The sequence below is a fragment of the Candidatus Omnitrophota bacterium genome, from assembly GCA_030688425.1.
Lineage (GTDB): Bacteria > Omnitrophota > Gorgyraeia > Zapsychrales > JANLHA01 > JAUYIB01.
On record JAUYIB010000018.1, the window covers coordinates 1 to 25,380 of the forward strand.

General features: G+C 52.3%; 33 protein-coding genes. 30 read left to right on the forward strand and 3 right to left on the reverse strand.

Annotated elements, in window-relative coordinates; genetic code table 11:
- The first annotated feature begins 344 nt into the window (after positions 1–344).
- The 24 genes from Q8Q08_06810 (at position 345) to Q8Q08_06925 (ending at position 18,654) form a co-directional block, all read left to right on the forward strand.
- Positions 345–512 carry a hypothetical protein gene (locus tag Q8Q08_06810; protein ID MDP2653725.1) on the forward strand — a complete coding sequence of 56 codons (168 nt, stop codon included), beginning with the start codon at positions 345–347 and terminating at the stop codon, positions 510–512.
- Positions 509–640, forward strand: a complete 132-nt coding sequence (locus tag Q8Q08_06815) for a hypothetical protein (protein MDP2653726.1) — start codon at positions 509–511, stop codon at positions 638–640. Before Q8Q08_06810 ends, Q8Q08_06815 begins: the two co-directional genes overlap by 4 nt.
- A gap of 17 nt (positions 641–657) precedes the next feature.
- The gene (locus Q8Q08_06820) at positions 658–1,233 is read left to right on the forward strand and encodes a hypothetical protein (GenBank protein ID MDP2653727.1); all 576 of its coding nucleotides are present in this window, start codon (positions 658–660) and stop codon (positions 1,231–1,233) included.
- Positions 1,234–1,268: 35 nt separating this feature from the next.
- Positions 1,269–2,063 carry a hypothetical protein gene (locus Q8Q08_06825; GenBank protein ID MDP2653728.1) on the forward strand — a complete coding sequence of 265 codons (795 nt, stop codon included), beginning with the start codon at positions 1,269–1,271 and terminating at the stop codon, positions 2,061–2,063.
- A gap of 48 nt (positions 2,064–2,111) precedes the next feature.
- Positions 2,112–2,477 (forward strand): hypothetical protein, encoded by a 366-nt coding sequence (locus Q8Q08_06830; protein ID MDP2653729.1) that lies wholly within the window; start codon positions 2,112–2,114, stop codon positions 2,475–2,477.
- Between the two features lie 40 nt (positions 2,478–2,517).
- A complete protein-coding gene (locus Q8Q08_06835) occupies positions 2,518–3,363 on the forward strand; it encodes a hypothetical protein (protein MDP2653730.1) in 846 nt (281 codons plus the stop codon).
- On the forward strand, positions 3,353–5,935 hold the full coding sequence (locus Q8Q08_06840) for an ATP-binding protein (GenBank protein ID MDP2653731.1): 2,583 nt from the start codon (positions 3,353–3,355) through the stop codon (positions 5,933–5,935). Before Q8Q08_06835 ends, Q8Q08_06840 begins: the two co-directional genes overlap by 11 nt.
- A gap of 217 nt (positions 5,936–6,152) precedes the next feature.
- Complete coding sequence (locus Q8Q08_06845; protein ID MDP2653732.1) at positions 6,153–6,821, forward strand: transposase; 669 nt, start codon at positions 6,153–6,155, stop codon at positions 6,819–6,821.
- A 76-nt stretch (positions 6,822–6,897) separates the two neighbouring features.
- On the forward strand, positions 6,898–7,440 hold the full coding sequence (locus tag Q8Q08_06850) for a nucleotidyltransferase domain-containing protein (protein MDP2653733.1): 543 nt from the start codon (positions 6,898–6,900) through the stop codon (positions 7,438–7,440).
- Entirely contained in the window at positions 7,437–7,847 is a 411-nt protein-coding gene (locus Q8Q08_06855) for a hypothetical protein (GenBank protein MDP2653734.1), read from the forward strand. Before Q8Q08_06850 ends, Q8Q08_06855 begins: the two co-directional genes overlap by 4 nt.
- A 48-nt stretch (positions 7,848–7,895) precedes the next feature.
- Positions 7,896–8,696 (forward strand): hypothetical protein, encoded by an 801-nt coding sequence (locus Q8Q08_06860; protein MDP2653735.1) that lies wholly within the window; start codon positions 7,896–7,898, stop codon positions 8,694–8,696.
- A gap of 226 nt (positions 8,697–8,922) precedes the next feature.
- A complete protein-coding gene (locus Q8Q08_06865) occupies positions 8,923–9,426 on the forward strand; it encodes an ORF6N domain-containing protein (protein MDP2653736.1) in 504 nt (167 codons plus the stop codon).
- Positions 9,427–9,740: 314 nt separating this feature from the next.
- Positions 9,741–10,385, forward strand: a complete 645-nt coding sequence (locus Q8Q08_06870) for a hypothetical protein (GenBank protein MDP2653737.1) — start codon at positions 9,741–9,743, stop codon at positions 10,383–10,385.
- A 39-nt stretch (positions 10,386–10,424) separates the two neighbouring features.
- Positions 10,425–11,567 (forward strand): 4Fe-4S dicluster domain-containing protein, encoded by a 1,143-nt coding sequence (locus Q8Q08_06875; protein ID MDP2653738.1) that lies wholly within the window; start codon positions 10,425–10,427, stop codon positions 11,565–11,567.
- A 33-nt stretch (positions 11,568–11,600) separates the two neighbouring features.
- A complete protein-coding gene (locus tag Q8Q08_06880) occupies positions 11,601–12,056 on the forward strand; it encodes a cyclic nucleotide-binding domain-containing protein (GenBank protein MDP2653739.1) in 456 nt (151 codons plus the stop codon).
- A 15-nt stretch (positions 12,057–12,071) separates the two neighbouring features.
- The gene (locus tag Q8Q08_06885) at positions 12,072–12,914 is read left to right on the forward strand and encodes an FAD/NAD(P)-binding protein (protein ID MDP2653740.1); all 843 of its coding nucleotides are present in this window, start codon (positions 12,072–12,074) and stop codon (positions 12,912–12,914) included.
- On the forward strand, positions 12,914–13,693 hold the full coding sequence (locus Q8Q08_06890; GenBank protein ID MDP2653741.1) for an oxidoreductase: 780 nt from the start codon (positions 12,914–12,916) through the stop codon (positions 13,691–13,693). Before Q8Q08_06885 ends, Q8Q08_06890 begins: the two co-directional genes overlap by 1 nt.
- Positions 13,683–14,975 (forward strand): nickel-dependent hydrogenase large subunit, encoded by a 1,293-nt coding sequence (locus Q8Q08_06895; protein MDP2653742.1) that lies wholly within the window; start codon positions 13,683–13,685, stop codon positions 14,973–14,975. The genes Q8Q08_06890 and Q8Q08_06895 overlap by 11 nt, the downstream gene beginning before the upstream one ends.
- Positions 14,968–15,462, forward strand: coding sequence for a hydrogenase maturation protease (locus tag Q8Q08_06900; protein ID MDP2653743.1), 495 nt, complete (start codon positions 14,968–14,970; stop codon positions 15,460–15,462). The genes Q8Q08_06895 and Q8Q08_06900 overlap by 8 nt, the downstream gene beginning before the upstream one ends.
- A complete protein-coding gene (locus tag Q8Q08_06905; GenBank protein MDP2653744.1) occupies positions 15,452–15,721 on the forward strand; it encodes a hydrogenase maturation nickel metallochaperone HypA in 270 nt (89 codons plus the stop codon). Before Q8Q08_06900 ends, Q8Q08_06905 begins: the two co-directional genes overlap by 11 nt.
- 91 nt (positions 15,722–15,812) lie before the next feature.
- Positions 15,813–16,274, forward strand: coding sequence for a cyclic nucleotide-binding domain-containing protein (locus Q8Q08_06910; GenBank protein ID MDP2653745.1), 462 nt, complete (start codon positions 15,813–15,815; stop codon positions 16,272–16,274).
- Between the two features lie 310 nt (positions 16,275–16,584).
- Complete coding sequence (locus Q8Q08_06915) at positions 16,585–17,097, forward strand: DUF3617 family protein (protein MDP2653746.1); 513 nt, start codon at positions 16,585–16,587, stop codon at positions 17,095–17,097.
- A 35-nt stretch (positions 17,098–17,132) separates the two neighbouring features.
- The gene (locus Q8Q08_06920) at positions 17,133–17,678 is read left to right on the forward strand and encodes a hypothetical protein (GenBank protein MDP2653747.1); all 546 of its coding nucleotides are present in this window, start codon (positions 17,133–17,135) and stop codon (positions 17,676–17,678) included.
- 55 nt (positions 17,679–17,733) lie between these two features.
- Positions 17,734–18,654, forward strand: a complete 921-nt coding sequence (locus tag Q8Q08_06925; protein ID MDP2653748.1) for a glycosyltransferase — start codon at positions 17,734–17,736, stop codon at positions 18,652–18,654.
- A 48-nt stretch (positions 18,655–18,702) separates the two neighbouring features.
- On the opposite strand, the gene Q8Q08_06930 is transcribed toward Q8Q08_06925, so the two are convergent.
- From Q8Q08_06930 to Q8Q08_06940, 3 genes are all read right to left on the reverse strand, one after another.
- Complete coding sequence (locus Q8Q08_06930; GenBank protein MDP2653749.1) at positions 18,703–18,888, reverse strand: hypothetical protein; 186 nt, start codon at positions 18,886–18,888, stop codon at positions 18,703–18,705.
- On the reverse strand, positions 18,889–19,101 hold the full coding sequence (locus Q8Q08_06935) for a hypothetical protein (GenBank protein ID MDP2653750.1): 213 nt from the start codon (positions 19,099–19,101) through the stop codon (positions 18,889–18,891).
- Positions 19,102–19,241: 140 nt separating this feature from the next.
- Positions 19,242–19,571 carry a DUF5666 domain-containing protein gene (locus Q8Q08_06940; GenBank protein MDP2653751.1) on the reverse strand — a complete coding sequence of 110 codons (330 nt, stop codon included), beginning with the start codon at positions 19,569–19,571 and terminating at the stop codon, positions 19,242–19,244.
- A 250-nt stretch (positions 19,572–19,821) separates the two neighbouring features.
- Here Q8Q08_06940 and Q8Q08_06945 point away from each other — a divergent pair, with 250 nt between their 5' ends.
- The 6 genes from Q8Q08_06945 (at position 19,822) to Q8Q08_06970 (ending at position 25,297) form a co-directional block, all read left to right on the forward strand.
- On the forward strand, positions 19,822–20,322 hold the full coding sequence (locus Q8Q08_06945; protein ID MDP2653752.1) for a hypothetical protein: 501 nt from the start codon (positions 19,822–19,824) through the stop codon (positions 20,320–20,322).
- A 373-nt stretch (positions 20,323–20,695) separates the two neighbouring features.
- A complete protein-coding gene (locus Q8Q08_06950; GenBank protein ID MDP2653753.1) occupies positions 20,696–20,956 on the forward strand; it encodes a hypothetical protein in 261 nt (86 codons plus the stop codon).
- Between the two features lie 40 nt (positions 20,957–20,996).
- The gene (locus tag Q8Q08_06955; GenBank protein MDP2653754.1) at positions 20,997–21,398 is read left to right on the forward strand and encodes a hypothetical protein; all 402 of its coding nucleotides are present in this window, start codon (positions 20,997–20,999) and stop codon (positions 21,396–21,398) included.
- A gap of 36 nt (positions 21,399–21,434) precedes the next feature.
- Positions 21,435–21,620 carry a hypothetical protein gene (locus Q8Q08_06960; GenBank protein MDP2653755.1) on the forward strand — a complete coding sequence of 62 codons (186 nt, stop codon included), beginning with the start codon at positions 21,435–21,437 and terminating at the stop codon, positions 21,618–21,620.
- Positions 21,621–21,756: 136 nt separating this feature from the next.
- Positions 21,757–24,561, forward strand: coding sequence for a PD-(D/E)XK nuclease family protein (locus Q8Q08_06965; GenBank protein ID MDP2653756.1), 2,805 nt, complete (start codon positions 21,757–21,759; stop codon positions 24,559–24,561).
- Positions 24,562–24,565: 4 nt separating this feature from the next.
- Entirely contained in the window at positions 24,566–25,297 is a 732-nt protein-coding gene (locus Q8Q08_06970; protein MDP2653757.1) for a hypothetical protein, read from the forward strand.
- Positions 25,298–25,380 lie beyond the last annotated feature (83 nt).

The window sequence follows — 25,380 nt, forward strand, 5'->3', positions numbered from 1 at the left end:
TGGCAGGCTTATCCCCCAAGTTTAACAGCCTGACGGCTTCGGTTTTGAAGTCTTTTGAATATCGGCCTCGTTTGCTCATCAGACACCTCCTATCGGCTATTGTATCCGATTTTTGGTGTCCGTTAAAGCGGGGTTAGCTCACTGTGTTCCCGGAATTTGAACTGAATTCAACGAGAGTGTATGGGGGCTGGTAAAATGCCGTTAGCATCTGCGATGAGAATTTTTTGTCTGATCGCCGTTGCCCTGGGGTTTATGCCGGTTTGCGCTCAAGTTGTTGATATTGCGGTTGAAATAACCGCCTCTGTTGTCAGGCATGTGTCCACAGGTCAAGAAAGGAGCAACATATGGTCTTTTTAGTTAAGTTCGTCGGGCTTTTAATCATGACGTTCGGTTTCGCGATATTCGTCTCACCCCAGTTCGTCCAGAAGATGTTCGATTTCTTTAAGGCAGGCAAGCGGTGGGAAGAATGCCAGCCCATGCCGGACATCGGGCCGGGGGGAGTGTCGGATTGAGCGTGAAAACGAAGAGGAGCGATATCTTCTGGGGTATTATTCTCGGGCTTTTGCTGGCCTGCGTCCTCGGCGCGGTGCAGTTGTGGCTTTCTAATGAGTTTTGGAAGGGATTCGGGAAGGGTGACTAAGGGAAGGGAGGCAGGCATTGATTCTTTTTTCGAAAGCCAAGTGGGTCTTTTTGCCGGCGATGTTTCTATCCATGATGCTCCTGACAAAAACTGCGGGGGCGGGCTACGTCCTCAGTGAGGATTTTAAAATAACGCTCTCTCCCATCACGACGGAGATCCGTGAGGGGAGCCGGGTGTTTCGCGTGAAGGCGCGTCTCGAGTATACCGGGGCAACCCCCATTGAACTGAAGGCGGGGAATGATATTTTTGCCCGGCCCGACGCCGGGTTCCTGGAGAGAAGCACCTATTTCGGGGCGCTCCCGCCGTTCTCTCCTTGCAGTCTGCGGCAGGTGGAGATGCCTTATGGAGGAGAGTCCCCGTGGAAGGTGACGCAGAAGACCTTTCAGCCGGGAGAGGTCCTCGAAGAGGAGTGGGTCACGGACGGCCGGGATATCAATCCGGCGACGTTCGAAGGGAAGTTGTCCGGGGGCGGGGACTGCATCGATCAGCCCGGGGAATACCGCGTGAAGGTCCTGTTCGGCGCCTGGATGCCAAACAATGATTTCCTCATGTCGGCGCCGAGCAATGAACAGCGGCTTGATAATACAAAATGAATTCAACCAGAGTGCCTGGGGGATATCTTGTCAATATGCCGTTTGCATCTGCGATGAGAATTTTTTGCCTGATCGCCGTTGCCCTGGGGTTTATGCCGGCTTGCGCTTTTGGGGGTCCGGCCGTTGAAAATCTGACCGGATGCGAGCGGGACATATCGCAGGCCCGGTTAAGGCGCGTCCGATTGCCCTCCTTTACCAAGGCGGTGGATTTCGCGCTCACGCCGGACGATCAGAAGGCCGTTGTTTTGACGATCGCTTCCGAACAACAGCTTTGGCAAGAAGTCGGCGGCTGGAAGCTTGCGGAATGGTCCCCTGGCCAGAACCATCGGTCCCTCAGCGATCACGACGCGCAACAGGTGATCAGCCAATGGCGGAAACAGGCCCAGGATGACCCCGGCTTGAAGCTTAAGGAATATTCGCCCATCAGTTGGCACGCGACCCAGAAAGTTTATTATGCCTATGATCTCCGGTCTGGGAAGTGGACCAAAGTGGGGTGGGAAGAGGGTGCGGGGCTTTTGCCGGAAAATTATGAAGAGAGCAGTTGGGGACCCCACGCAAAGGAGGTTTCCCCCGATGGCCGGAAGATTCTGCGCACGACTCTCCTCCGGGAAAAGGATGTTTATTTTTTGTTTATGCTGACGGACGGGACCGCCAGGAAATACCGTTTAAGTCTGGCTTGCGCGGAGGGCGGGATAGAAAAGGATTTTAATATGAAGTGGGGCGAGCTGGGCCGGTGGAAAGTCCAATGGACATCCGACTCGGCGGCCGCGGTCATCCTGGACACTGGCAACCGCCATTCAAACAAGTTTATGATATTGCGGTTAAAATAACGGTTTCTATGTCAGGCGTGTGTCTAAAAATCAAGAAAGGAGCAACATATGGTCTTTTTGGTTAAATTCGTCGGGCTTTTGATCATGTCATTCGGCTTTGCGATATTTGCCTCGCCCCCGTTTGCCCAGAAAATGTTCGATTTCTTTAAGGTGGGCAAGCGGATTTATTGGGCCGGGGTCGTCCGCACCTCCGTGGGCCTTTTAATGCTGCTCACGTCTTCGCGGAGTCTGGTCCCCCTGGCCGCCATCGCCCTGGGCCTGATGTTCTTAGTCAGCGGCATCGTGGTGTTCGCGGCCGATATCGAGAAACTCAAGGACTTCATGCTCGCCTACCGAAAAATGCCCGCCCTGGTGATCCGCCTCATGGGCCTGGCCGCGGCGTCGTTCGGGATATTGGTGTTTTCGATTTTCTAATGAGGTTGGATTTGGTGCGCACACTCGGAATACTTATTAAATGAAGAAGATTTTGGACGAGAAAATGTATAAGCAGGGGGAGGTTTATAAGGCCTTGTTCTTGCTTGAGAATTACTTGAGGGTCTCCATGCATAATTTAATGGTGACGAGTGATGGTGAAAATTATTTTCACCGCAGCCTTTTCCCTCCTTTTAAACATCCTCGAATCAATGAAGGCAGAAAAGATATTGATATCATCACCGAATCCAGCCGACTGAAGTCACATGAAAAATATTATAATTTAATGTTGGGATATGTTTATCCTGGGTTTTGGTATTTGGAATATAGAATTTTAGTCGCCACCCTGGATTATTTTTGGGATAGTAATTTCGTGAATTTATTTACCATGAATGGTGCAGCATTCAGAAGTGATTTGATTGAGCGCTTATTTAGGGTCGCGCCCATAAGGAATGCGGTGGCACACGATCGTTATGTTAGCTTCATAGATTCAAATGAATTGCATGGTTTGTTGCAGATGATTAATCGAGTGATGAAAAGCGAGCTAATTGTAAATTTTGAACAAATAGTATTGAATCCGCTGGAGGATAATAGGAAAGAGCTGATAGGCGTTGGCGAGGAAATTATTAATAAAATTAATGTTTTTGAAGTTCTGCCAGAAGGCCTTGTTCGTTCTTTCAAGATATTATCCGAAGCTTGTTTGATTCAGTTGGGCAAAAATGGATCTTCACGTGAAATTTTTGAAGCGGTGGAAATTTTTAGGCAATATAACGCTTTCCCAAGAACTCCGGGGGGTAGCGATAACATCAGAAATTTTACTCTAGAAAAAGGTATCCCAGGGAAAATCAGAAGTTTCACTAACCGCATTGGAGGGCTTGGTGGATATTGAGCAGATTAAAAAATTGCCTAACCCGTATCGCATTACGCATAAATTGGTCGCGGATGATTTTATCGGCCGGGGCAAAGAAATCGACCTTCTGAGAAAATTGCTGGAAGAACATAAGGTGTCGGGGAAATTGTCAAATGTAATTGTTAGTGGTGCCAAATCCATTGGAAAATCCACAATGCTTTATAGGTATAAGCAAATTTTGGGAGACTACAGTTTTGCGGCTTTTGAAATAGAGCTGCCAAAACAAGCCGGTGCTGTTAATGGATTTGATTTTTTTTATGATTTAATAAACTATTTATTTCTAAACTATAGTAACCCAGAAAGCGCATTATTTAATCCCCAGCAGCAAGAAATTTGGTTTAGCTTAACCCGTGGCAGATATGAACATGCAAGTGGTTATGTGGAGCGCAAGATCTCATTTGCAACAAAATATGCGAATTATAAAAAGGGGGCGAGGGAAGACATCTCATACAAAGATTTGGAAGTTGATTTTAAAGAGATCATCTCGGAATTGATATCAAGTCGGTTGCAGCTTGCGGGGCTCGCCATTTTAATTGATGAGTTCCAGGAGCTGTCTCAAAATATCCCCTTATTGGATATTTTAAGACAGCTGTCTCACAATGTCCCCCATTTAATTGTCATAGGAGCAGGCGTCCCAATCTTTTTAGAAAATTCAAGTTTTGAGAAAATGATCCGGATATCTGCCCCGGTGGTGTTGGTGGATTTAAAAACTCAGGATGTGTATGACTTAGCGTTAGGCCCATTGCAGAAGAATTTTGGTTTAAATAGGTATGAGGCGGAGAGCCTATTTGACAGGAAAAGTCTTTGGGAACTGGTCAAGCGGACTGGTGGTAATCCACTCCATGTGCAGGTCCTGTGTGGAAGCATGTTTAAGTTTTTCTCTGAAAATAGTGAGTGCAAGGTTTTAAAGTTGAATAGGCCTGTAATGGATGAAGTTATGCAATATTATTCAATGGTCTCGGATAAAAGTAGGAAAATTCAGAATTCTTTAAACACGTGCTCTAGGGATAAATTGGAGATTTTTAGTCGCATTTATCGCTATGAAGGATTTACTTTGCGACAAGTGATTTTATGCAAACTCGCGTTCCAACCAATTACTTCAGAAGCGGAGGAATCTGTTAGGAAGTTGATTTTTCAGGATTTTAAAGAAATTAGAGACCTGGAGTTATTTGAATTCAAAGGGGACTTGCTGAAATTCGATGAGGTTGAGTCTTTGGCCATTGATAAACTTGCAAACGTTCGTTATTTATTCATAGGTGACAAAATTGATAAGCTATACGCCGCATATTTCTATAAAACATTAACAAATGGCCAGGATTTGAACCACGATTCTGAGCAGGGCTTTGAAGGGTGTTTGGCCCAAAAGTTGTCCCGGACCATATGTTGCCAGACCATGGAATCCAAAGTCAACAAGGATGTTACAGAAGACGAGGAATTCCACGCGATCTCGTCAAGCGCAATAAGTAGCCAACTTACGCATTCTGACATCAAAGCTGATTTTAGGAACTTGGCAAAAAGCGCCATGGATAAGAGTGAAGATTCAGCCAAAAAAGTTATGGAGATATCTAAGAAGTACCAGCTCGATTACCCTTCCAATTTGGCCAGAGCCTTAAATTACGGCGGGTATTATATTTTATTTTCGGCTGTCAAGATTAGAGGCAAAGAGCAATTGATAATAAATTATCTGCCGATTAAAAAAGATAAAATTGATGAATTGAAAGGAAATTTTGGTGAGCTGATTGATTTCGCGCAAGAGATTAAAGGCCCCTTGAGTGAATATATGGTCACGATTCACTGGATGTATTTGTGTCAGGTGCGTTTTGAGCCATTGCTATACATATTTAGTATTGATATCACTGCAATACGAAAACAATTATTTCAGAAAGCTAAGGAGAGGAATTTTGAGGCCGCGGTGAAACTTGCAGAGCAGGCGCATTTTCTCGATGTTAGTGTTAAGAAAGACTATGTTGAAATAAATGTCCACGCGACCAACAATCATGCATTTTGTCTAATGAATTTGAATGAACATAAGAAGGCGGAGGAATTCCTTAAAAAGATTTCTGACAAGTATTTGCTCGCGAAATTAAACTTGGCATATATCTACTTCATCAGGAACGGTGAGAGCGCAGCTGAGTCAGAGACAATTTTGAAACAAATTTTGCGAAAAAAGTTAGGGGAAGATGAAGAGTTGGGTTTGATTCATTTGATGCTCGACCACCCACAGTTAACAGAGCAGGAGAAGATTGCCGAAGGTATAACAATAGCTCAGACGGCCGCAATTAATTTGGCCTTAATTTATGCTAAGAAGAAAGAGGTGGATTCAAATATTAATTCTATCTTAAAAAAGGTTGTTTTTGGCCAGCATGTCAGTTGTATCAAAAAAAGGGCTGAAAGTTGGATTGCTTATTATAAGGGTGATGTCGTTAAAGCAATAAGTATTGCAAAAGACGGCCTGGCGAACTGTGACCGGGAAAACTATTTGTATCCATGTCTTGTAAAAGATATTAAAATTTTTGAATCACAGGGGAAGATGTTGCCGGAAAAGTTATGAAGTAGAAAATGTCCGAAACACAGAAAGTCCCGGGCACGCAAAAAGGGAAAAGTAGGAAAAGTAGGGACAGCGCCTGCTTTTTGGGTCTTGACAAAGCATCGGCTTTGATTTAGGTTAGATGCAGGCGTTTGTTGCCGCTTTTCCCCATCCCCAAGATCGCCGATTTCCCCTGCCCCCATCATCCATTCACTGATTTTCTACCCCATTGGATACGTCTATGCCTAGAATGGCCCGGGTTGTGCTGCCTGGTTATTTCTACCATATCACCCAGCGGGGGAATAACCGGCAATATGTGCTGAAGGATGCGGAAGATAAGAGGCGGTATCTCTATTGGATGGAGGAGTACCGGAGGAAATATGCGGTGGAGGTGTTCGCTTACTGTTTGATGGATAACCACGTGCATTTTATCGCCCGCCCTTCAACGGAAGACGCGTTCGGGAGATTGTATAACACCGCGCACATGCGCTATGCGCAGTATTATAACCGGCGTCATAAAGGAAGCGGGCATGTCTGGCAGGGGCGGTTTTTTTCATGCTTGTTGTGGGATCAACACTTGGCGGCAGCGGTGAGGTATGTTGAACGTAATCCTGTCAGGGCGGGATTGGTCCCAAAGGCATGGATGTGGCCCTGGTCAAGCGCCGGAGAACACCTGGGCCGCGGCAAGGGGATCATCCGATTGAGTGATATTCGGAAATATATCGGTGTTGAAAATTGGGGGAGTTACCTTGATGAAGGTGAGGGGGAATTGAACGATATCCGTGCAGCGACCAGGGCGGGACGGGTCTGGGGCCCCGTCAACTATGTGGAACGGATAGAGAGGAGATTCGGCGTCGATTTGCAAAAGCCCAGGATGGGAAGGCCGCGCAAGGCTGCGCGTAAAAAGTAGGCGCTGTCCCTCCTTGACGCCGCTGCTGTTGTATGTTACAGTAATTACTGTAATCAATGACAGAAGGGGGGCGGCGATGATCAGCCTGCGTTCGAAAATCACCCGTGAGGTTCTGCAGTATCTCTTGCTGCATGAAAGCGAATCGTTTTACGTCAATGAGCTGGCGAGAAAGCTTTCCCTGGACAGCGGGAACCTGACGCGCAAACTCCTTGAGCTTGAGGCGGAAGGCCTGCTGAAAAGCCAATGGCAGGGAAACCAGCGGTATTTTGCGTTGAATACATCTTTCCCGCTGTTCAAGGAATACAAGAAAATCATTGAGCAGTCCATCGGCCTTCAATCGACGCTTAAGAAGGCTCTGCAGGACGTGAAGGGCATTGAGAAGGCCTTTGTGTTCGGCTCTTACGCCGCCGGCAGGATGGACCGCTTCAGCGATATTGACCTTGTGGTGGTGGGGCAACAGGATACCATCGCAATTCAGAAAAAGGTGGCCGCGATCCAGCGGCAAGCCGGGCGTGAAATCAATGTGATCAGTTTGTCCCCTCGCGAGTTTGCGGAAAAATCGCAAAAAGACGTCTTTTTGAAGGCGGTCCTCAGGAAGAAGAAGATTGATATTTTATGACACGCTTTGAGAAGGAATATTTTCAGCCCCTTGATTTTACCGGGGAGCAAATTCAGCGTTATTGGGACAGCGCCTCGAGGGATTTTGAAATCGCGGAGAAGGACGCTTTTCGCGAGGTGAAATTCAGCTATGCGTATCAGGCGTTGATCAAAACCGGCATCGCGCTCTTGGCCAAAGCGGGGAAAGTCAAGGTCCGCAGCGTGCCCGGGCATCATATCAAGATTTTGGAAAAGGTCAGCGCCTTGTTGAAAGATCCCGATGTTTTGACGATCGGCAATGTCATGCGAATGAAACGCAACCAGGACCTTTACAGCGGCGGCGAGTTTATCAGCGATAAGGAAGCGGAAGACTACTTGAAGTTTGTTGCCCGAGTGATGGTGAAAGCCAGGCGCAGGATTTTATCGTAAGCAAAAAGGACATTCATTCTTAGGAAACGCTTGATTTAATCCCATCCCATGCCCCAACCCTCCTTAAAGCTTTTTTACCCCACCATCCTCGCCCTGATCAGCACGTTTTTGCTGCCCACCCCGGGCCACACGCAGGCCCCCGCCCCCCGCGACTGCCAAAAGGCAGTCTCATCCGCCCATCTGTCCCGCATTCGCCAGCCGGGGAACATCATCGTCGAGGACTTCGCGCTGTCAGCGGACGATCAGAGGATCGTCGTCCGGATGCTGCACCATGCGGAAATGCTCTATGAGGGGGTGAACCAGCGTTACGGGCTGACGGATTTTTTCCCCGGCCACAGCGAGCGGCGTTTGTCCATGGAACAGGGGCAGAAGAAGGCCGAGCAATGGCGGGAGGAGGCCAAAAAGGAAGAGGGGCTGGAGATCCAGGATTACGGGAAATGCATTTACGCGTACCGGCGGGCGTTTTATCTGTATGATATCGGCCGCAGGGAATGGACGAAGCTCGGCTGGAAAGAGGGGAAACGGCTGATGAAGGAGTTCCCGTATATCGCGCTGGACTTCAATGAGACTTCGCCGGAAACGGTCGCGTCGCCGGACGGGACGATGGTCCTGCGGAAGGAAGTTCTGAAACAGAAGATCGTGCGGTTCTTCACCCTGGAGGGCTCGGCCGTGGCCTACCGCTTCTTTCCGGAATGCGCCGGCGGCGGGAAGGGCAGGGTCTTCAACATGAAGTATGACGAGTTTCACAAATGGAAGGTCCAATGGGCGTCGGATTCCTCCTTTGCCCTGGTCCTGAACGCGGGCTCCTCGGGCGGCAGGAAGAACAAATTTTACCTTTTGCGGTTCTGACGGCCCTTGATGTAAAATAAAAGCAGCTATCCCCCTTTCCCCCCAACGGAAGGGGTTTTTTTATGCCGATGTCCATTGTCCAAAAGAATGAACTGGTCACAAATTGTGACCGGTTCACAAGCTTCAAGCATCCAGCCCCGTTTCATTGATCCCCGGAATTCCCCTGTTTCGCCGGTGTCGCAAAATACGACACCACAAATCCAACCATTCCTTGAAAGGGGGAAGTATGTCTGCGTCGATTTCACCGCAGGCCATTGAACAAAGAATTTTTGTCATCCGGGGGCACAAAGTGATGTTGGATAAAGACCTGGCTTCTCTTTATGGCGTGACAACGAAAAATTTGAACAAAGCGGTTTCTCGAAATTTGGATCGTTTCCCAACGGATTTCATGTTTCGATTGACAGAGAAGGAATGCGAAAACTTGAGGTTCCAATTTGGAACCTCAAGTTGGGGAGGAAGAAGATATCTGCCCTATTCCTTTACCGAGCAGGGAGTCGCCATGCTCTCCAGCGTTCTCAAGAGCAAGCGTGCGGTGAGGGTTAACATCGAGATCATGCGCGCTTTTGTGCGTCTGAGCCGATTCCTTGCTTCCAATGAAGATTTGGCCCGCAAGCTTGTGCAGTTGGAAAAGAAATACGACGCCCAGTTTAAGGTTGTTTTCGACGCCATCCGCCAACTCATGGCCCCGCCTCCCGGGCCCCCAAAGCGGAGGATTGGCTTTAAGGATTAGCCCCCCCATCCGCTTTCCCCTATATGGCACAGAAACTATTGGAGTAAGTGACCGGCGATTCAGATGCCAGGCCCCCCATGCCCCCAACCCCCGCCAAGCGAAAAGTCGGTGCGCGGCCCGAAGATGACCCCGCCTTAATCTTGCTTACCAAAAAACGTCGGCCCCTGTGATTTGTTGCGAATTGGGCACTTAAAACAGTAAGACCAATTCTACGTAGTATTAGGTATTTCAAAAGTTAACCAAAATGGTTATAATAAACGAAAGTATTGAACTTTTTCTTGCCCCGGGAACCAAGAAGAGGATCAAAGGCGAGTATGGACTCCGGCCCCTATTTCTTCAGCGCGGTGATCCTTGGATTTTCTCACACCATCTTTAGCCCCGATCATTATGTCCCTTTCATCGCCTTGGCCAAGGCAAACCGCTGGTCCTTCCCAAAATCGTTTCTGCTCATCGTTGTTTGCGGAACCGCGCACGTCTTCAGTTCCGTATTGATCGGATGGTGGGGGCTTAAATTTTTAGTTTCCCTGCAGGATCTCCAATTCATCGATTCTTTCCGTGAAGCTATTTTGGCCTGGGCGCTGATCTGTTTCGGCCTATTGTATGTTCTTCGGGGGATGAAGCGGACTTGGCAGGGCCGTCGACGTTCCGTTTCTTCAAATCCGGTCCCGCCGGCGGGTTTCCTTCAAGGTTTCCTTATTTCTATTGCTCTCTTGGGCCCCTGCGAACCTCTGATCCCTCTCATGGGATTTTCACAACAGCTTCCCCCGTTTTCATTCGCAGGAATTGTCGCTGTTTTCGGGCTGACAACGGTTTTCACCATGCTCGGGATTGTCCTGACGACTCTGACCGTCTTTCGATGGAACATTGTGAAAATCAGGATCCGGGATACCTCTTCGCATGCATTGGCCGGAGGCGCAGTGGTTTTGTGCGGATTGGCCGTCTGCTTTCTGGCGCAGTAATAACGACAAGCGGGTTTTGCGTAAGGAAAGAAAAAGGGCATGGAAGCCGCTGACGGAAAACATTTTGTCATCGAGAGAAAAGATTTCCACAGGTTATTTGAGGTCCTGCGGCAGCGGGGATATCAGATCATCGGGCCGACCCTGCAGGATGGGGCCATCGTCTACGCGGAAATCCAGGGCGAGACGGATCTGCCCATCGGGGTAACAGACGAACAAGACGGCGGGACCTACCGGGTTAAACCGCGCAACGATCAGGCCTTGTTTGGCTATGCCGTAGGCCCGGTTTCGTTGAAAAAGTTTTTGTCCCCCCCCAGCGTTAAGATTTTGGGTGCCCGGCGGCAATCGAACACCTTTGAAATCCAGCCATCCTGCCCGGAGACACGCCGGTACGCCTTCCTCGGCGTCCGTTCCTGCGATCTTCAGGCCATCCGTATTCAAGACAAGATTTTTCTGCAGGGCCGCCATGTCGACCCGGTCTACAAGGCGGGGAGGGAGCAGGCCTTGCTTATTGCGGTGAATTGCGGACAGGCCGCCAGCACCTGTTTTTGCACTTCGATGAATTCGGGGCCCAGGGCCGTAGAGGGTTTTGATCTGGCTTTGACGGAAGTCGTCCAACAGGAACGCCATTTTTTCATCGGGCAGACCGGGACTTCCCTGGGAGAGGAAATTTGCGGCGAGCTCGTTTGCCGTCCCGCTCAGCCGCAGGACCTTTCCGCCGGCGAACAGGTCCTGAGGCAGACGGCCTCCCAGATCAAAAGGACCTTGAACACCCAGGGAATCAAGGAACTCCTTTACCGGAATTATGACCACCCTTATTGGGAAGAAGCCGGCGAGCGCTGCCTTTCCTGCGCCAATTGCACGATGGTTTGCCCGACCTGTTTTTGTTCGACCGTTGAAGACGTGACGGATATCACAGGCGAACATGCCGAGCGCTGGCGTTTGTGGGATTCCTGTTTTTCCCTGGATCATTCATACATTCATGGGGGGCATGTCCGATTTTCGGCGAAGGCGCGCTACCGTCAATGGATGACGCATAAGCTGGCCAGCTGGCAGGACCAATTCGGCACGACGGGCTGTGTGGGCTGCGGCCGGTGCATTGCGTGGTGCCCCGTGGGGATTGATATCACGCAGGTGGCCCGGCTGATACGGGAGAATCAAGTGGCCGAGAAAAAGGCGCCCTGATAACCTCACAGGGATGCAGGAAAGGATAAAATCATGGAAAATATCCGAGACTTGTTAACCCAACATCATTTTTTAAAAGGTCTTTCGGACCGGCATTGCGACACGTTGGCCGGTTGCGCTGCGAATATGCACTTTAATAGAGGGGCTTACCTTCTCAAAGAAGGGCAGTCTGCCCGCTATTTCTTCCTTTTGCGGACAGGGAAAGTCTCTCTCGAGCTGGAAGCCGCCCAGCGGGGGGTCATCATGATCCAAACTTTGGATCCGGGGGACGTGTTGGGATGGTCATGGCTGATTCCGCCGCACAAATGGACTTTCTCGGCGAAAGCGATGGAGGAAACGAGCGCGCTGGCTCTTGATGGAGGGTGCTTGCGGAAAAAGTGCGAAACGGATCACGAATTGGGTTATGAACTGATCAAACGTTTTTCCATCGTGCTGGCCAGCCGCCTGGAGTGGACACGGATCCAGCTGTTGGACTTGTATAACCGTTAGCAGAAGGAATTCCCGATGACGGAACTTGCGCTGTCAGATCCCATGGCCCCTGCGATATTTCAGGTCGACGAGATCCACCCGGAAAACAATGATACGTTTACCATCGAGCTGAGGTCGCGCGAAGACGGAAACAGGCCGTTTCCCTTTATGCCCGGGCAATTCAACATGATCTATATCTATGGCGTGGGGGAAGTGCCGATATCCATCAGCGGGGACCCGATTAACAACCAGACGCTCAAGCACACGACGCGCGTTGTCGGGACGGTGACCAAGGCGATCGGAAGCCTTCAAAAGGGCGACACGATCGGCATCCGCGGCCCTTATGGGACATGGTGGCCGATGGACGCGGCCCGCGGCAAAGACGTGGTCCTGGTCGTCGGCGGGATCGGTTTGGCGCCGATACGCCCGGCCGTCTATTATCTTTTAAAGAATCGGGAGGCGTTTCGTCAGATCGTTTTACTCTACGGCACCCGCGACCCCAGCGACATCTTGTTTAAAAATGAATTGAAGGAATGGGGCCGGCAGGGGCTCCAGGTCTTCATCACGGTTGACCGCGCCAACAAGGATTGGAGAGGCAACGTGGGGGTTGTGACGACCTTGATTCCCCGGGCCCCTTTTGATCCGCTGGGTGCGGTCGCCTTTGTGTGCGGGCCGGAAGTGATGATGTATTTTTCGATCAATTCTCTTCAGCAGAGAGGGATGAGGGACGAGGACATCTTCCTTTCAATGGAGCGGAATATGAAATGCGGAGTGGGGTTATGCGGGCATTGCCAGTTCGGCCCACATTTTTTGTGTAAAGACGGACCGGTGTTCAATTTTACGGATGTCGTGCCGTTTTTCAGGAAGGCGGAAGTGTGATGGGGAAGAAACATAAACCCAAACTGGCCGTCTGGAAATTCGCCTCTTGCGACGGATGCCAGCTCAGCCTTTTGGACTGTGAAGATGAGCTTCTAACCGTGGCCGGGGCCGTTGAGATCGCCAATTTCCCGGAGGCCTCCCGCGCGGTTGCCAAAGGCCCTTATGACGTTTCTCTGGTGGAGGGCTCCATCACGACGTCGCACGATGCCGAGCGGATTCATAAAATCCGCCGGATGTCCAGGGTGCTCGTGACCATCGGCGCCTGCGCGACCTCGGGAGGCATTCAGGCCCTGAGGAATTTTAAGAATGTCAAAGAATTCATCTCGCTCGTTTATGCCAGGCCGCAGTACATTTCGACCTTGAGCAAATCGACCCCCATTGCCGACCATGTTTACGTCGATTTCGAGTTGAGGGGATGCCCGGTCAACAAATACCAGCTGATGGAAGTCTTAAACTCTTTTCTCAACGGCCGTAAGCCGAATATTTCCAAGCAGAGTGTCTGTGTCGAATGCAAGCGGCGGGGAACCGTCTGCGTTATGGTGTCCCGCGGCACGATGTGTCTGGGCCCGGTGACCCAGGCGGGGTGCGGCGGGTTGTGTCCCGCTTTTGATCGGGGTTGTTATGGATGTTTCGGGCCGAAGGAAACGCCAAACACGACCGCCCTGAGCCGCTGGTTTCATGCGCATGGGGCGGAGCATGGAACCATCCTCCGGGCTTTCCGCAGTTATAACGCTTATGCGGATGCCTTCCGGAAGGAGAGCGAGGCCCATGAAAAGTAAGACCATCAAAGTGGACTATCTGGCCCGGGTCGAGGGCGAAGGCGCCATGCATGTCAAGATCCGCGGCAACAAGGTGTCCGACATCAAGTTGAAAATTTTTGAGCCGCCGCGGTTCTTTGAGGCGTTCCTGCGGGGGCGCCATTTCGAAGAGGTGCCGGACATTACGGCAAGGATCTGCGGGATTTGCCCGATCGCCTATGAACTGGGCGCGGCGTACGCGATGGAGGATGTCTGCGGGGTCAAGGTCGAAGGGCCGCTGCGGGCCCTGCGCCGGCTGATTTATGACGGGGAATGGATCGAAAGCCACATCCTGCATATTGCCATGCTGCACGCCCCGGATTTTCTGGGGTACGAGGACGCCATCCAGATGGCCAAAGACCACCCGGAGGTCGTGAAGAACGCTTTGCGATTGAAGAAAATCGGCAACGACATCATGGTCGTTCTCGGCGGCAGGGAGATCCATCCGATCAATCTCAAGGTCGGGGGATTTTATAAAGTCCCGAAGAAACGGGATCTGCGCCTTTTGTTGGATGACCTGAAATGGGGGCTGGAGGCGGCGGTCGGCCTTGCAAAACTTGCTGCCACGTTCCCTTTCCCGGAGCTCGAGATGGATTATGAATTTGTAGCCATGCGCCATCCGGAGGAGTACGCCATCATTGAAGGGCGCCTGGTTTCCAACAAGGGGATCGACGCGCGTATCTGCGAATATGACCGGGTGCTGGTTGAGGAGCATGTGGAACATTCGACGAGCCTGCAGACATTTGTCAAGGAGCGGGAGAACTGTCTGGTCGGCCCCCTGGCCCGGTATTCCCTGAATTTTGACAAATTGCCGCCGGTCGTAACGGATTTGGCCAAACAGGTCGGCGTGGGGCCCGATTGCCGCAATCCGTTTAAAAGTATTGTGGTCCGCTGCCTGGAAACCGTTTTTGCCATTGATGAGGCGGTCCGGATCATTGAGAATTACGAAGAGCCTGACCGGCCGGCGATGAAGGTGGAACCCCGGGCCGGAACGGGATACGGGTGCACAGAGGCCCCCCGGGGGATTTGTTATCATCGCTATACGATCGACGAGCAGGGGATCGTCCGCGATGCAAAGATCGTCTCTCCGACGGCCGTTAACCAGGCGACGATTGAGAAGGACCTGCACCGGTTTGTCGAGTCTCATGTCCAGATGCCTGACGAGAAGTTGAAATGGCATTGTGAACAGGCCATCCGTAACTATGACCCGTGCATCTCCTGCTCCTGCCATTTTCTAAACTTGACGGTTGACCGTGATGAATGAGGCCGTTGTCATCGGCGTGGGCAACGACTTCCGTCGTGACGATGGGGTGGGCCCTTATACGATCGGCCTGTTAAAAGAAACCCTGGAGGCCGGCGGCGTTATGTTGTCGGCAGCAGGGGGCGCGGGTCTGTCCTTGATGGAATTATGGAAGGGTTTGCCCCTGGCGATTGTGGTTGACGCCGTACGCGCTCACGATCGTCCCGGCGCAATCTATCGTTTCCATCCTCTTCGGGAAGGGATCCCCCGGGAGCTCTGCCCGTTCTCAACCCATTCCTTGAATATTGCGCAGATGATTGAATTGTCCCGGGTGCTGGGGGCGGTGCCGGAGCAGTTGATCGTCTATGGCGTCGTCGGCGAAGATTTCGGGGAGGGGAAGGGCTTGTCGGCTTCCGTCCGCCGGTCAGCCGAGGAGGTGGCTCAACGCATCACAAAAGACATTAAAACGTTTCTGTCGAACGGGAGAGGATGCCTTTCGCATGACGCATGAGATGTCTCTGATCAATAATCTGGTCCGCAAGATTGAGCATATTGCCGCAGAGCAGAATGCGCTTAAAGTGACAGCCGTCACGGTGCAACTGGGCGCCTTGAGCCACATCTCGCCCGGCCATTTCCGCGGGCATTTTGTGGAGGGGGTCGTGGGGACAGTCGCGGAAGGGGCACGGTTGGATATTGAGGTGGGCCAGGATACCGACGATCCTCATGCCCAGGAAATCATGCTGATGAGCGTCAACGTCGATCTTGCTTGATGCGGGGTGCCTCACGGAGGTATCATATCATTAGGCAGGCAATCGTCTCCCGGGAGTTTTATCCTATCTGAATCGCGAAAGGAGTTTATCCATGGCCAGGTCGTTTTTAGAAAATAACCCATTTTTTACCGGACTCAAACCGGAATATCTTGAACTGATTTCCCAATATGCTCATACCGATACGTTCAAGCCCGGAGAATGCATTGTCGAGGAGGGCGGGGCAGCCGACAAATTTTATGTCATCTCCAGCGGCAAGGTCAACCTCGAAATCCAAATGCCGGGGAGCCATCCTTTCGCCATTCAGGCCTTGGAGAGAGGCGACATCATCGGTTGGTCTTGGTTGATTGCCCCTCATCAGTGGCGCTTTACCGTCCGCGCTGTTGAAAAAACGGAATTGGTCGTCATTAACGGCCAAGTCATTCAGAAAGCCTGCGAAGACAATCACGACCTCGGTTATGAGCTGTTCAGGCAAATGACCGGCATTTTGGTCAAACGGCTCGACGCCATTCGATACCAGCTCCTTCAAATGTATAATCAGGGGATCAGCACGTAAAGGGACAACCGCTGTTCCGCCTGGCGTAATTCCGGGGACATGACTTAATTCATAAACCCAGAAGACACCTGCGGGACTTCGCATCCTCCTTGCCCCCCCGCCAAGCGAAGAATCGACGTGCGGCTTGAAAATTCCTCTGCCCTGCGATTGTTCCGGGGGCACGGCTCAAGCGGATATCTCATTGACCAAGTCAAATTTTTCAGTAAACTAATATAACGATGAAAAGAGGGATCGGTCTCTGCACCGTCTTGGCACCGGCCTTAGAGGTATCCTCAAGTAAAATCCGAACAGGAAGCAAAGGAGCTCGAGCATGAAAAAGTTAATTTTGGCAATGGCTGTTGTGGCTGTGGGGTCTTTGGTTTTTGCCGCCGGTTTAAGAGCGGAAGGCGTTCGGGAGGGCAAGTGGTCCATGACCATGGTCACGACAATGGGAGGGATGAACCAGGAAGCCACTGAAGCGATGGAATCTATGGAAAATATGTCGCCCGACGAGAAGGCGATGATGGAAAAGATGATGGGCGGGATGAAGTTGCAGGCGGCGGGCAGCGCTGTTGGGATGACAACAACGACCACACAATGCATCACGAACGACAACCCGGTCCCTGACGCGGATGCGACTGAGGACTGCCAGACGACGCATACCATGGATGGCAATACCGTCAAATTCGAGTCGGTTTGCAAAGACAGCACCTCCACCGGCGAGATCACTTATCAGGAAGATTCAATGAACGGCTGGATCAAGTCGCATCAAACGGTCGATGGGAATGAGACGGATGTGACGATCGAGATCAGCGGCCAATATGTGGGGCCGTGCGGGGGTTAAGGACCCTGTCCCGGGAAGGGTGAAGGGAGCGATCTGTGGGATTTATGGACGCTTTTAAGAAAGAGGCGAATTGCCAGAAGTGCATGGTCACTTTGCCGAAAAACCGGCTGAATGGTTATGATTCCACGAAGCGCGGCACAAGGCCGGGGGAGCGTCTGCAGGTCTGCCGGGACTGCCTGATGCATCAGTTGTCCGAGGACATGGATTCCTTCCAGGGCAAGGCGGTGGCCGTCCCTCCCTTGCCGAAAATGGGAGGGTATCATTTTTATGCTTTTTGGGAAATGATTGAGTATGAGTATCCCCCGGCGGAGGTGGACGTCATCCGGGGGTTACTGCCTGAGGATGGAACATCCTGCCAATGCGGGAAGCCGGCCAAGATTATGTGGTGTTCTTTGGAGCTTTTTGAGGGCAATAACCCGCTGTCCGGCGAGTTCCGCCCGGAGAAGGCCGTCAAAGAGCCCGTTTGCGCGCGGTGTTTCATGAAGCGGTTCGAGGCGGAGGTGCGCGAGCGGGACATTTATTTTTATGAGCTTTATTCGCCGTCGTCCGAGCCAGGTTTATGGACGCCGATGGAAGTTTAAGGTTGATTCCCCGGGGACCTGATTTAAAAACAGGGACCCGGACGGTTTATATTCCATGAATACATCCAATCCATCACAATCACTTTTGAGCGTTGTCGTTGTCTCAGACTATGAGGCGGACGAAGAGAAGACCTGGAAAGATGAGCGGTGTATCCTGGAGGCCCTTGCCAGCCAGGATATCGGCGCGCCGTTTGATGTCATTCTGGTCGAGAATAACAGCGGCGGAGATTCTGCCCCGCAGGAACTTTACCGCATCTTCCCCCGCCTTCAGATTATTTTTACGGATGAATCGCAATCGGCGAAAATGAAAGACGAGGGCGTCAAGCGCGTCCAAACCGAATATGTCGCCGTGCTCGAAGCGGATTGCCTCCCGAACCGGGAATGGCTGAGGACCCTTCATGAGGCTCTCCTCCGGAATAAGGATTTCTCCATTGTCAGCGGGCGTACGACCTACGGGGATGAAACGGCCTATAAGCGTTGTCTCAGTGTTTTGGACCGTTCGTTCGACAACCTCGGCCGCACGGGGAAAACACGGCATGTCTCCAATAACGGAGCTCTTTACCGGTGTTCCGTGCTAAAGGATTTTCCTTACCCCGAGGCCGTGACTCCTTTCCTTTCCTCTAGGATGCGGATCCAGGCGATGAGGGCCAGCGGCCATAAGTTCTATTTTGAGCCGGGGGCGGTCATGCGCCACGCGATCGGGGGGCTGAATTTTATCAGGGATTTCCGGCGCAACACCGGATACGCGGACATGATGGAACATCCCCACAAGAAATCGTCCCGGATCCCCAGATTATTATGGGGGCGTTTCAAACGGGAACTCTCGGACTGCCTGCGCCTGGGACCCGTTTATCTCAAATGGCACGACTGGCCGCTGTTGATGTTATTGTTGGTGATTGTGCCTTTCTTCGAAATTCCCGGAATGCTGGACGCGGTCAGAGGGGAGAAAAGCATCCCTCAATCCGCCTACCGGTGATGCGCCATTCATATCGCGCGTGGAGAAAGCCCTCTTACGCGCCGGGGGTTAGAAAATGGCCTCGATCACTCCCGCGACGAGCCTAAACGGGAAGGCCAGGATATTTCCCGCGAGATTCAAGGACTCTCCCCCAATGCCCCCGCTGCCTTCCTTTGTCGTCGTTGTTTCTTCGGATTCGACCGTTGTTGTGGATTCCTCTGTTTCCCGGTAAGAGGCGTCTTCAGCGTCTTCCATTTAACTCGGCCTGGTGGTGGATGTGCGGCTTGTTTGCTTATGGACCGTTGTGTTCCCGGCACAACCCGTGATCATTTGCAAAATCAGCATCAGGAGAAACAAAATCCATCCGGTCAGAACGATTTGCCTGTGAAAGCTGGTGTATTTTTCTTCCATGGCGATCGCCTCCCCTTGCTTAATGCGTTTGCTTCGGTTGGTGCCGGTCTCTCTCATGCCAGGCCGGCCTCCCGCCGTTAGCCCTGGGCCACCGAGAGTTTTAATAAAGACGGCGGGATTGAAGGTTGTTCAATCCCGCCGTCTTTGTCCCAACGAAGGGTCCATGTCTTTTCCCTGTTTGATTTCAAGAGATAAGATCAGTACCCCTTGGGCGCTGTGTCAGACATTGTCTGGCCTTCAATTCTCCCGATGGAGACGGCCATTTTTCTGCCACCTTCTTCCGTATACTCCACCTTCACCTGATCTCCTTGTTTCAGGTTGTCCAGGGCGGCTCCTTCCTGAAACTGCGTGTCCTGGCCGATTTCAACGCTCGTCGGCAACATGCTGCCTTCCTGACTGATGGTCAGAGAGTTGGCCGCAATGTTCTTGATTCTCCCCTCGAGAGAAGCCGCTTCTCCCGGAAGGACGAACACGACCATTGAAGCCACGAGCGCCACAACGAGGGTAAGACCATTGATCTTCTTCATTGCACTCCTCCTTTTTGATTTGCGCCTAAAGCTCATCTTTAGGACAGGCGTATTCTATAAAATGCCTCATGAAGGCATTATGAAAATGAGATTAAAAAAATTAATCCGGATTTTGCGATTCACCGCGCGATCGCGCATAAAGGAGGCCCGGCGCCTCAGGCGGGTATTCGTTGACTTTTCGCGATTTTTTAATAAGATAGGACAGGTTGAACAGGAGACGGACAACGAACCAGCAAACGAAGGAGGAGAAATGAATAAAGCGATTGGAATACTCATTGCAGGATTGTTGATCGTATCGGGAAATGCGTATGCCCATTGCGGGAAGTGCGGCGTTGGGGACCCCGCGCCCGCCGCCCAGGAAGACATGATGGGCAAGAAACTCGACATGATGACCAAAGAGCTGAAGCTCTCGGATGAGCAAAAAGGCAAGGTCGAGGCCATCCTGAAAGAGAAGATGGAGAAAAAACAGCAGATCATGGCCCAGAAGAAAGAGGCCATGGACGCTCTTCACGCGGATTTCAAGGCCAAGCTCCAGGGCGTCTTGAGCGAAGAGCAGATGAAGAGTTGGGAAACGATGAAAGACAAATGCCCGATGTGCAAAGACGGGAAGATGTGCGAGATGTGCAAAGGCAAGATGAAGGGCCATTGCCCGGATTGCAAGGACGGCAAGATGTGCGAGATGTGCATGCTTAAGAAGAAAAACAAGAAGATGGGTGACGATCATGCTCACCCCGAAGACAGTAAAAAATAATAAAAAAGGGACCAGGTCCCTGTTCTGAATAAAAACAAAAGGGTCAGCCCAAAAGGCTGGCCCTTTTGATTTCCTGGGACACGGGATTGATCTGCGGGAACAGAAGACTGGAAAGAAGCCTTCCAAAAAAACCATGGCGGTAAAATAATGAAGGGGAATTATGCTCCCCGAGCGCGCGCCGGCCCCTTAATACCCCATCCCTCCGCAAGAATTTGTTGTTTTGTCCTTTGGGAGTTGGCCGACGCGGCCCCGCGGACGGCGTCCGAAGACGCGTGACGAGGCCTTTCGGAGCCTATTTTGGAAGAAAACCCTCATTATCCCGCGGGGCGTGTTATAATGAGGCCAAGATTAGGGCTCTCAAGCCGCAAAGGAGATGACTAACCTTTGCGGCTTTTTCATCGGCAACGGCCGGAGGCGGTTACCGCTTTCCGCCGCGCCGAAACGCGGGTCAAAAGAAGGAGCCGTTATCAAAAAGATCGTGACATCCCGCAAGGGAAGAAAGTGCAAGCACCCCAGGTGCAAGCACATTTTGAGCATCTATAACCACGAAGCCTATTGCCATATCCATGCGGGGAGCGCTCCTTTGGACCAGGGGTCCAGGTTTTCGAAGATGAAACGCGGCGGGTTGGGCTAAACGCCCGCGGGCGCCCTTCAAATTTCAAGGGAGGCGGATTATGAGTGTAGAGGATCTGGAGATCAAGATTGTGGGCGTGGACAAGGCCCGTATCCGGGAGAGCGAAACTTCCGGCGGCATATGGATCGTCCCGTTCAAGCTTTCCTCAAAGCCGGACGAATCCTGGGTCAGGAATTTCAACGAGCTTTTCAGGAAAAACGCCAATATCAGGAAAAGAAAAGCCCACGTGATTGAGGACTGCATCGAAGTGAGCGTCGCCGGCGTGGACGACACACAGCAGGTCTTGGATGTCATCAAGGCGGACGTTGCCGACACCAACTCCGCGTGCCGTGAGATCTTTCTGAAGAAGATACGGATGCAGGAAGCGCTGAAGACCCTTCAGCAGACGCAGGCCGACACGCTGCAAAAGATCAAAGACGACGTGGAGAAATTGAAATTTTAAGCCCCCGGATGGGGGGCGCACCCCTGTCCTCCGACAATGGCGGAACCATCATTGGGTAAAAAACTGAAGAGCCCTCTTTTTATTCTGCTGGTTTTGTGGTGCTTTTGCGCATCCGGGTGCGCGATTTTGAACTTGCCCGGGGCCCTTCTGGGAGGCGCGTCCAAAGTGGCGGGCGGGGCGATCAACATCGCGAAGCGCCTTCCGTGGTGGATGTGGCTGTAAGAAAGACAGCGGTCAGCGGACAGCGTTCAGAAAGTCATGAACAGGGCAGCCTCAAAAGGGTTGCCTTTTTTGTTGCCGGATGATAAAACAGGGGTATTCTCTGACCGTTAACCGCAGGCCGTTGAACACTGCTTTTATGTCCAAAATCATCACTTACAGCTTTTGCGAACCCTTCATTGACAACCTCATTTATTATATCGAGGGCGAATTTGTCAAGAAAGGGAAGGACTTGAGCCGGGTCGCTGTTGTGTTCGGCGGCCAGAGGCCGGCGCTGTTCATCAAGCGCGAGCTGGCCCGCCGCATGAAGAAGAGTTTTTACCCTCCGCGGTTCTTTGCCATCAATGATTTTATGGCCCATATCGTGCGCAAGACGGAAGCGTTCGGCGGCGTCCAGGACATGGACAGCAGTTATCTTTTGTATCAGCTGGCCAAGGCCAAGGCGCCGCACATCCTGGGCGGGCGGGCCTCGTTCTCGCAATTCCTGCCCTGGACGTATGAGATCCTGAAATTCATCGACCAGATGGACCTGGAGAATGTCGAGAACGACCGACTCAAGAACATCCAGAGCGCGGCGCAGATCGGGTATGAGGTGCCGGAGAGCATCAATAAACTTCTGCAGAGCATCGTCCAGCTGCGCGGGCTGTATCATGAGCGGCTGTTGAAAGACAAGAATTATTCCCGCGGTCTGCAGTATCTTCGCGCGGCCCAGCTGGTCAAGGACACGGCCTTTGAGGAATTCGACCAGGTCCTGTTCTGCAATTTTTTTTACTTCAATCGCTGCGAAGAAACCGTGGTCAAGGAGCTTTACGCCCGGGACCTGGCGACCCTGATCTTCCAGGGCGACCAGCGGAAATGGCCGGTGCTGGAGCGTTTGGCCAAAAAATTCGACTGCGCGATCCAGGAAGGGATGGAGCCCCAGCCCCCGCCGTTCAAGCTCCAGCTTCACCAGGGCTTCGACGCCCACAGTCAGATGGGGCTGGTGCGGGAGATCCTGAAGGGCGTCAAGAACCCGGAACAGGCCGTCGTGGTCCTGCCGAACCCGGACCACATCATCCCGCTCCTTTCCGAGATCACCAACATTGTGCAGGAATTCAATATCTCGATGGGATATCCTCTCAAACGGAGCAGTCTGTATTCGCTGTTTGAATTCGTTTTCAAAGCACAGGTTTCCAAAAAGGGCGGGACATATTACACCCGGGATTATTTGAAGGTCCTCCGGCATCCGTTTGTGAAGAATCTTTCCCTGGGGGACACACCCCCGTCCCCTGCCATCACCCGCACGCTCATCCATAAGATCGAGGAGGTTTTGAGCGGGAAAGAGAAAACGGACGAATCCGGGAAGCTGTTTATTGACCTGAAGGACATCGAGTCGCTGGATGATCTGTACAAGCTCACTCTGGACGCGCTCAGGCGGCTGAACATTGAGGCGGGACGGGCGGAGCTGGAGGAAATTCTGGCGGTGATCCACGCGTCGCTGTTCGCGTCATGGGATGGCGTGGACAATTTCGCCGGGTTTGCCGAGGTCATGGAGAAGACGCTCGACCTTCTGGTCCATAAGGGTTTCCTCAAAAATTATCCGCTGAACATCAACATCGCCAACCGCATGTACGACATCAACGACGAGTTTCGGTCGGCCGGCTTTCGGAAGGAGCGGTTTGACGCGGAGGACGTCTTCCGGATCTTTGACAGCAAGATCTCCCGCGAGATCGTGGCGTTCCAGGGTTCGCCCCTGAAGGGCCTGCAGATCCTGGGGTCGCTGGAAACCCGTTCGCTCAATTTTGAGACCGTGATCGTCGCGGACGTGAACGAGGGGACCCTGCCGACGCTGAGCGTTTACGAGCCCCTGATCCCGCGCGAGGTCATGGTGAGCCTGGGGATCGACCGGCTGGAGCTGGAGGAGGAGATCCAGCGGTATCAGTTCATGCGGCTCATTTCCTCGGCGAAGAACGTGCACCTGGTCTACCAGGCCAGCCGGGACAAGGAGCGCAGCCGTTTCATCGAGGAGCTGATCTGGGAAGCGGAGAAGAAAGAGGGCCGCTCCGGGGTGGTCCCGGTCCGGCAGGGCGGGTTCCAGCTCAAGGTCGCCGCCCATGTCCGGGAGGTCCGGAAAACGCCGGCCATGATCGAGTTCTTGAGGAACCACTGCTACTCCGCGTCGAGCGTGAACACGTACCTGAGGAACCCTCTGGAGTTCTATTACACCTATGTCGTGGGCGTGAAGGAACAGGATGACCTGCTGGACGAACCCGATGCCAGGCATGTCGGGACCTTTGTGCATAAACTTCTGGAGCAGAGTTTCACGCCTTTTTTGAACAAGAAGCCGGAGATCAACGCCGCGTTCCGCAAACGTTTTGAGAATCTTTTTGAGCGCTTGTTCGAGGATACGATCGGCAAGAGCCTGCATTCGGACGCGTTTCTGCTGAAGACCGTGATGATGGAGCGGATGAGCCGGTTTTTGAAGAACGAGGAAGAGGACGAGTCGCGGCAGGTCGAGAAAATCCTGTATCTGGAGCGTGAGTTCGAGGACGAGGTGGAGCTGTCTTCGGGCAGGTTCCGGTTCAAATACATCGTGGACCGCGTGGACCAGCTCAAGGACGGCACCGTCATGATCATCGATTACAAGACCGGCAGCCGGGACCAGATGCCCAATGCCGTCGAGAAAATCGCCGCGATGCCGCTGTCGCGCGAGGCCGTCCGCGACCAGGTGGTGTCTTTCCAGGTCCCGCTGTATTTCCATTATTTAAACAAACAATTTAAAGACCGCCCGATCAACGCCGCGTTGTATAATTTGAGGACGACAAAACTGCGCGCTTTCCTGGGTGAGAAAGCGCCGGGCCGCGAGGCGATCAACGCCGCCTTCCTGCGCGCGCTGGATTTTGTGATGGGGGAGATCCTGGATCCGGATGTCCCGTTTGTGGAAGACCTGACCGCCGAATACTAATCCTATGCCGACCAAATACATCAACCTCATTGACGCGCATTTTCAGAACTCGAGCCTGTTCAGGCACCTGCCGATCTTTGACGTGATCCATTATCACGGGCATCCGGACGGCAAGGTCCAGCTTTACAAGGCGGTGAGGGAGGAGCAGGAATGCCATCTCCTGGCCTTGACGGTCATCCGCAAGGAGGAGGATTTCCTCTGGGACTCGGCCGAGGACCTTCTGGAGCGCAGCATGTACGAGGCCGCGGCCCGGGTGCACGGCATTTACACCTTTGACTTGTTGACCTTTGACATCCATAATGAGGTGAAGACGTTCAATTACGCCGAGCTGGTGACGATGGTCGCGGGCAATTCGCGGAAGATCCCGCCGGGCGAGCAGCGGCTGGTGAAATATTCCTCCGCGTACGGCATCCTGCAGAAGATGGTGGCCGAGGAATGGGGAAAGATCGTTTTCAAGACCTCGGTGGACATCTACAAGGACAAGCCGGTCTTTCTGGACCTGCTGATCAAAAAACTTTTTCAGCTGAGCGGGCCGTACGCGCACAAGCCGCTCATCATCCTGCTGAACGATCTGAGCAGTGAGCCGATCTTTAATCCCGGCGACAAGGACCAGCAGAAGCGGCTGGCCGCGGTGGTGAACGAGCAGTCCCAGAGCACGATCGATTTTTTGCCCGAGGTTTACATCCAGGACAAGAACGGCGCGCGGGAACTGTTGTCCGGGACCGAGGTGCGTTGATATGGGCGGCGCGTTCCGTTCCCCGGCCGCGAAACTGGCGGGGTTGGCGGTTTTTTTCGGTTTCGCATTGTGGGTGGTCTGGT

Bases quoted from the DNA above. Each gene is read 5' to 3' on its own strand.
- Q8Q08_06970 (MDP2653757.1), top strand. From the start codon at position 24,566: ATGCCGACCAAATACATCAACCTCATTGACGCGCATTTTCAGAACTCG.
- Q8Q08_06900 (MDP2653743.1), top strand. From the start codon at position 14,968: ATGAATGAGGCCGTTGTCATCGGCGTGGGCAACGACTTCCGTCGTGAC.
- Q8Q08_06810 (MDP2653725.1), top strand. From the start codon at position 345: ATGGTCTTTTTAGTTAAGTTCGTCGGGCTTTTAATCATGACGTTCGGT.
- Q8Q08_06865 (MDP2653736.1), top strand. From the start codon at position 8,923: ATGTCTGCGTCGATTTCACCGCAGGCCATTGAACAAAGAATTTTTGTC.
- Q8Q08_06930 (MDP2653749.1), bottom strand. From the start codon at position 18,888: ATGGAAGACGCTGAAGACGCCTCTTACCGGGAAACAGAGGAATCCACA.
- Q8Q08_06910 (MDP2653745.1), top strand. From the start codon at position 15,813: ATGGCCAGGTCGTTTTTAGAAAATAACCCATTTTTTACCGGACTCAAA.
- Q8Q08_06835 (MDP2653730.1), top strand. From the start codon at position 2,518: ATGAAGAAGATTTTGGACGAGAAAATGTATAAGCAGGGGGAGGTTTAT.
- Q8Q08_06905 (MDP2653744.1), top strand. From the start codon at position 15,452: ATGACGCATGAGATGTCTCTGATCAATAATCTGGTCCGCAAGATTGAG.
- Q8Q08_06875 (MDP2653738.1), top strand. From the start codon at position 10,425: ATGGAAGCCGCTGACGGAAAACATTTTGTCATCGAGAGAAAAGATTTC.
- Q8Q08_06870 (MDP2653737.1), top strand. From the start codon at position 9,741: ATGGACTCCGGCCCCTATTTCTTCAGCGCGGTGATCCTTGGATTTTCT.
- Q8Q08_06860 (MDP2653735.1), top strand. From the start codon at position 7,896: ATGCCCCAACCCTCCTTAAAGCTTTTTTACCCCACCATCCTCGCCCTG.
- Q8Q08_06885 (MDP2653740.1), top strand. From the start codon at position 12,072: ATGACGGAACTTGCGCTGTCAGATCCCATGGCCCCTGCGATATTTCAG.
- Q8Q08_06825 (MDP2653728.1), top strand. From the start codon at position 1,269: ATGCCGTTTGCATCTGCGATGAGAATTTTTTGCCTGATCGCCGTTGCC.
- Q8Q08_06855 (MDP2653734.1), top strand. From the start codon at position 7,437: ATGACACGCTTTGAGAAGGAATATTTTCAGCCCCTTGATTTTACCGGG.
- Q8Q08_06830 (MDP2653729.1), top strand. From the start codon at position 2,112: ATGGTCTTTTTGGTTAAATTCGTCGGGCTTTTGATCATGTCATTCGGC.
- Q8Q08_06940 (MDP2653751.1), bottom strand. From the start codon at position 19,571: ATGAAGAAGATCAATGGTCTTACCCTCGTTGTGGCGCTCGTGGCTTCA.
- Q8Q08_06960 (MDP2653755.1), top strand. From the start codon at position 21,435: ATGGCGGAACCATCATTGGGTAAAAAACTGAAGAGCCCTCTTTTTATT.
- Q8Q08_06935 (MDP2653750.1), bottom strand. From the start codon at position 19,101: ATGAGAGAGACCGGCACCAACCGAAGCAAACGCATTAAGCAAGGGGAG.
- Q8Q08_06915 (MDP2653746.1), top strand. From the start codon at position 16,585: ATGAAAAAGTTAATTTTGGCAATGGCTGTTGTGGCTGTGGGGTCTTTG.
- Q8Q08_06880 (MDP2653739.1), top strand. From the start codon at position 11,601: ATGGAAAATATCCGAGACTTGTTAACCCAACATCATTTTTTAAAAGGT.
- Q8Q08_06955 (MDP2653754.1), top strand. From the start codon at position 20,997: ATGAGTGTAGAGGATCTGGAGATCAAGATTGTGGGCGTGGACAAGGCC.
- Q8Q08_06925 (MDP2653748.1), top strand. From the start codon at position 17,734: ATGAATACATCCAATCCATCACAATCACTTTTGAGCGTTGTCGTTGTC.
- Q8Q08_06845 (MDP2653732.1), top strand. From the start codon at position 6,153: ATGCCTAGAATGGCCCGGGTTGTGCTGCCTGGTTATTTCTACCATATC.
- Q8Q08_06850 (MDP2653733.1), top strand. From the start codon at position 6,898: ATGATCAGCCTGCGTTCGAAAATCACCCGTGAGGTTCTGCAGTATCTC.
- Q8Q08_06965 (MDP2653756.1), top strand. From the start codon at position 21,757: ATGTCCAAAATCATCACTTACAGCTTTTGCGAACCCTTCATTGACAAC.
- Q8Q08_06945 (MDP2653752.1), top strand. From the start codon at position 19,822: ATGAATAAAGCGATTGGAATACTCATTGCAGGATTGTTGATCGTATCG.
- Q8Q08_06890 (MDP2653741.1), top strand. From the start codon at position 12,914: ATGGGGAAGAAACATAAACCCAAACTGGCCGTCTGGAAATTCGCCTCT.
- Q8Q08_06950 (MDP2653753.1), top strand. From the start codon at position 20,696: ATGACTAACCTTTGCGGCTTTTTCATCGGCAACGGCCGGAGGCGGTTA.
- Q8Q08_06895 (MDP2653742.1), top strand. From the start codon at position 13,683: ATGAAAAGTAAGACCATCAAAGTGGACTATCTGGCCCGGGTCGAGGGC.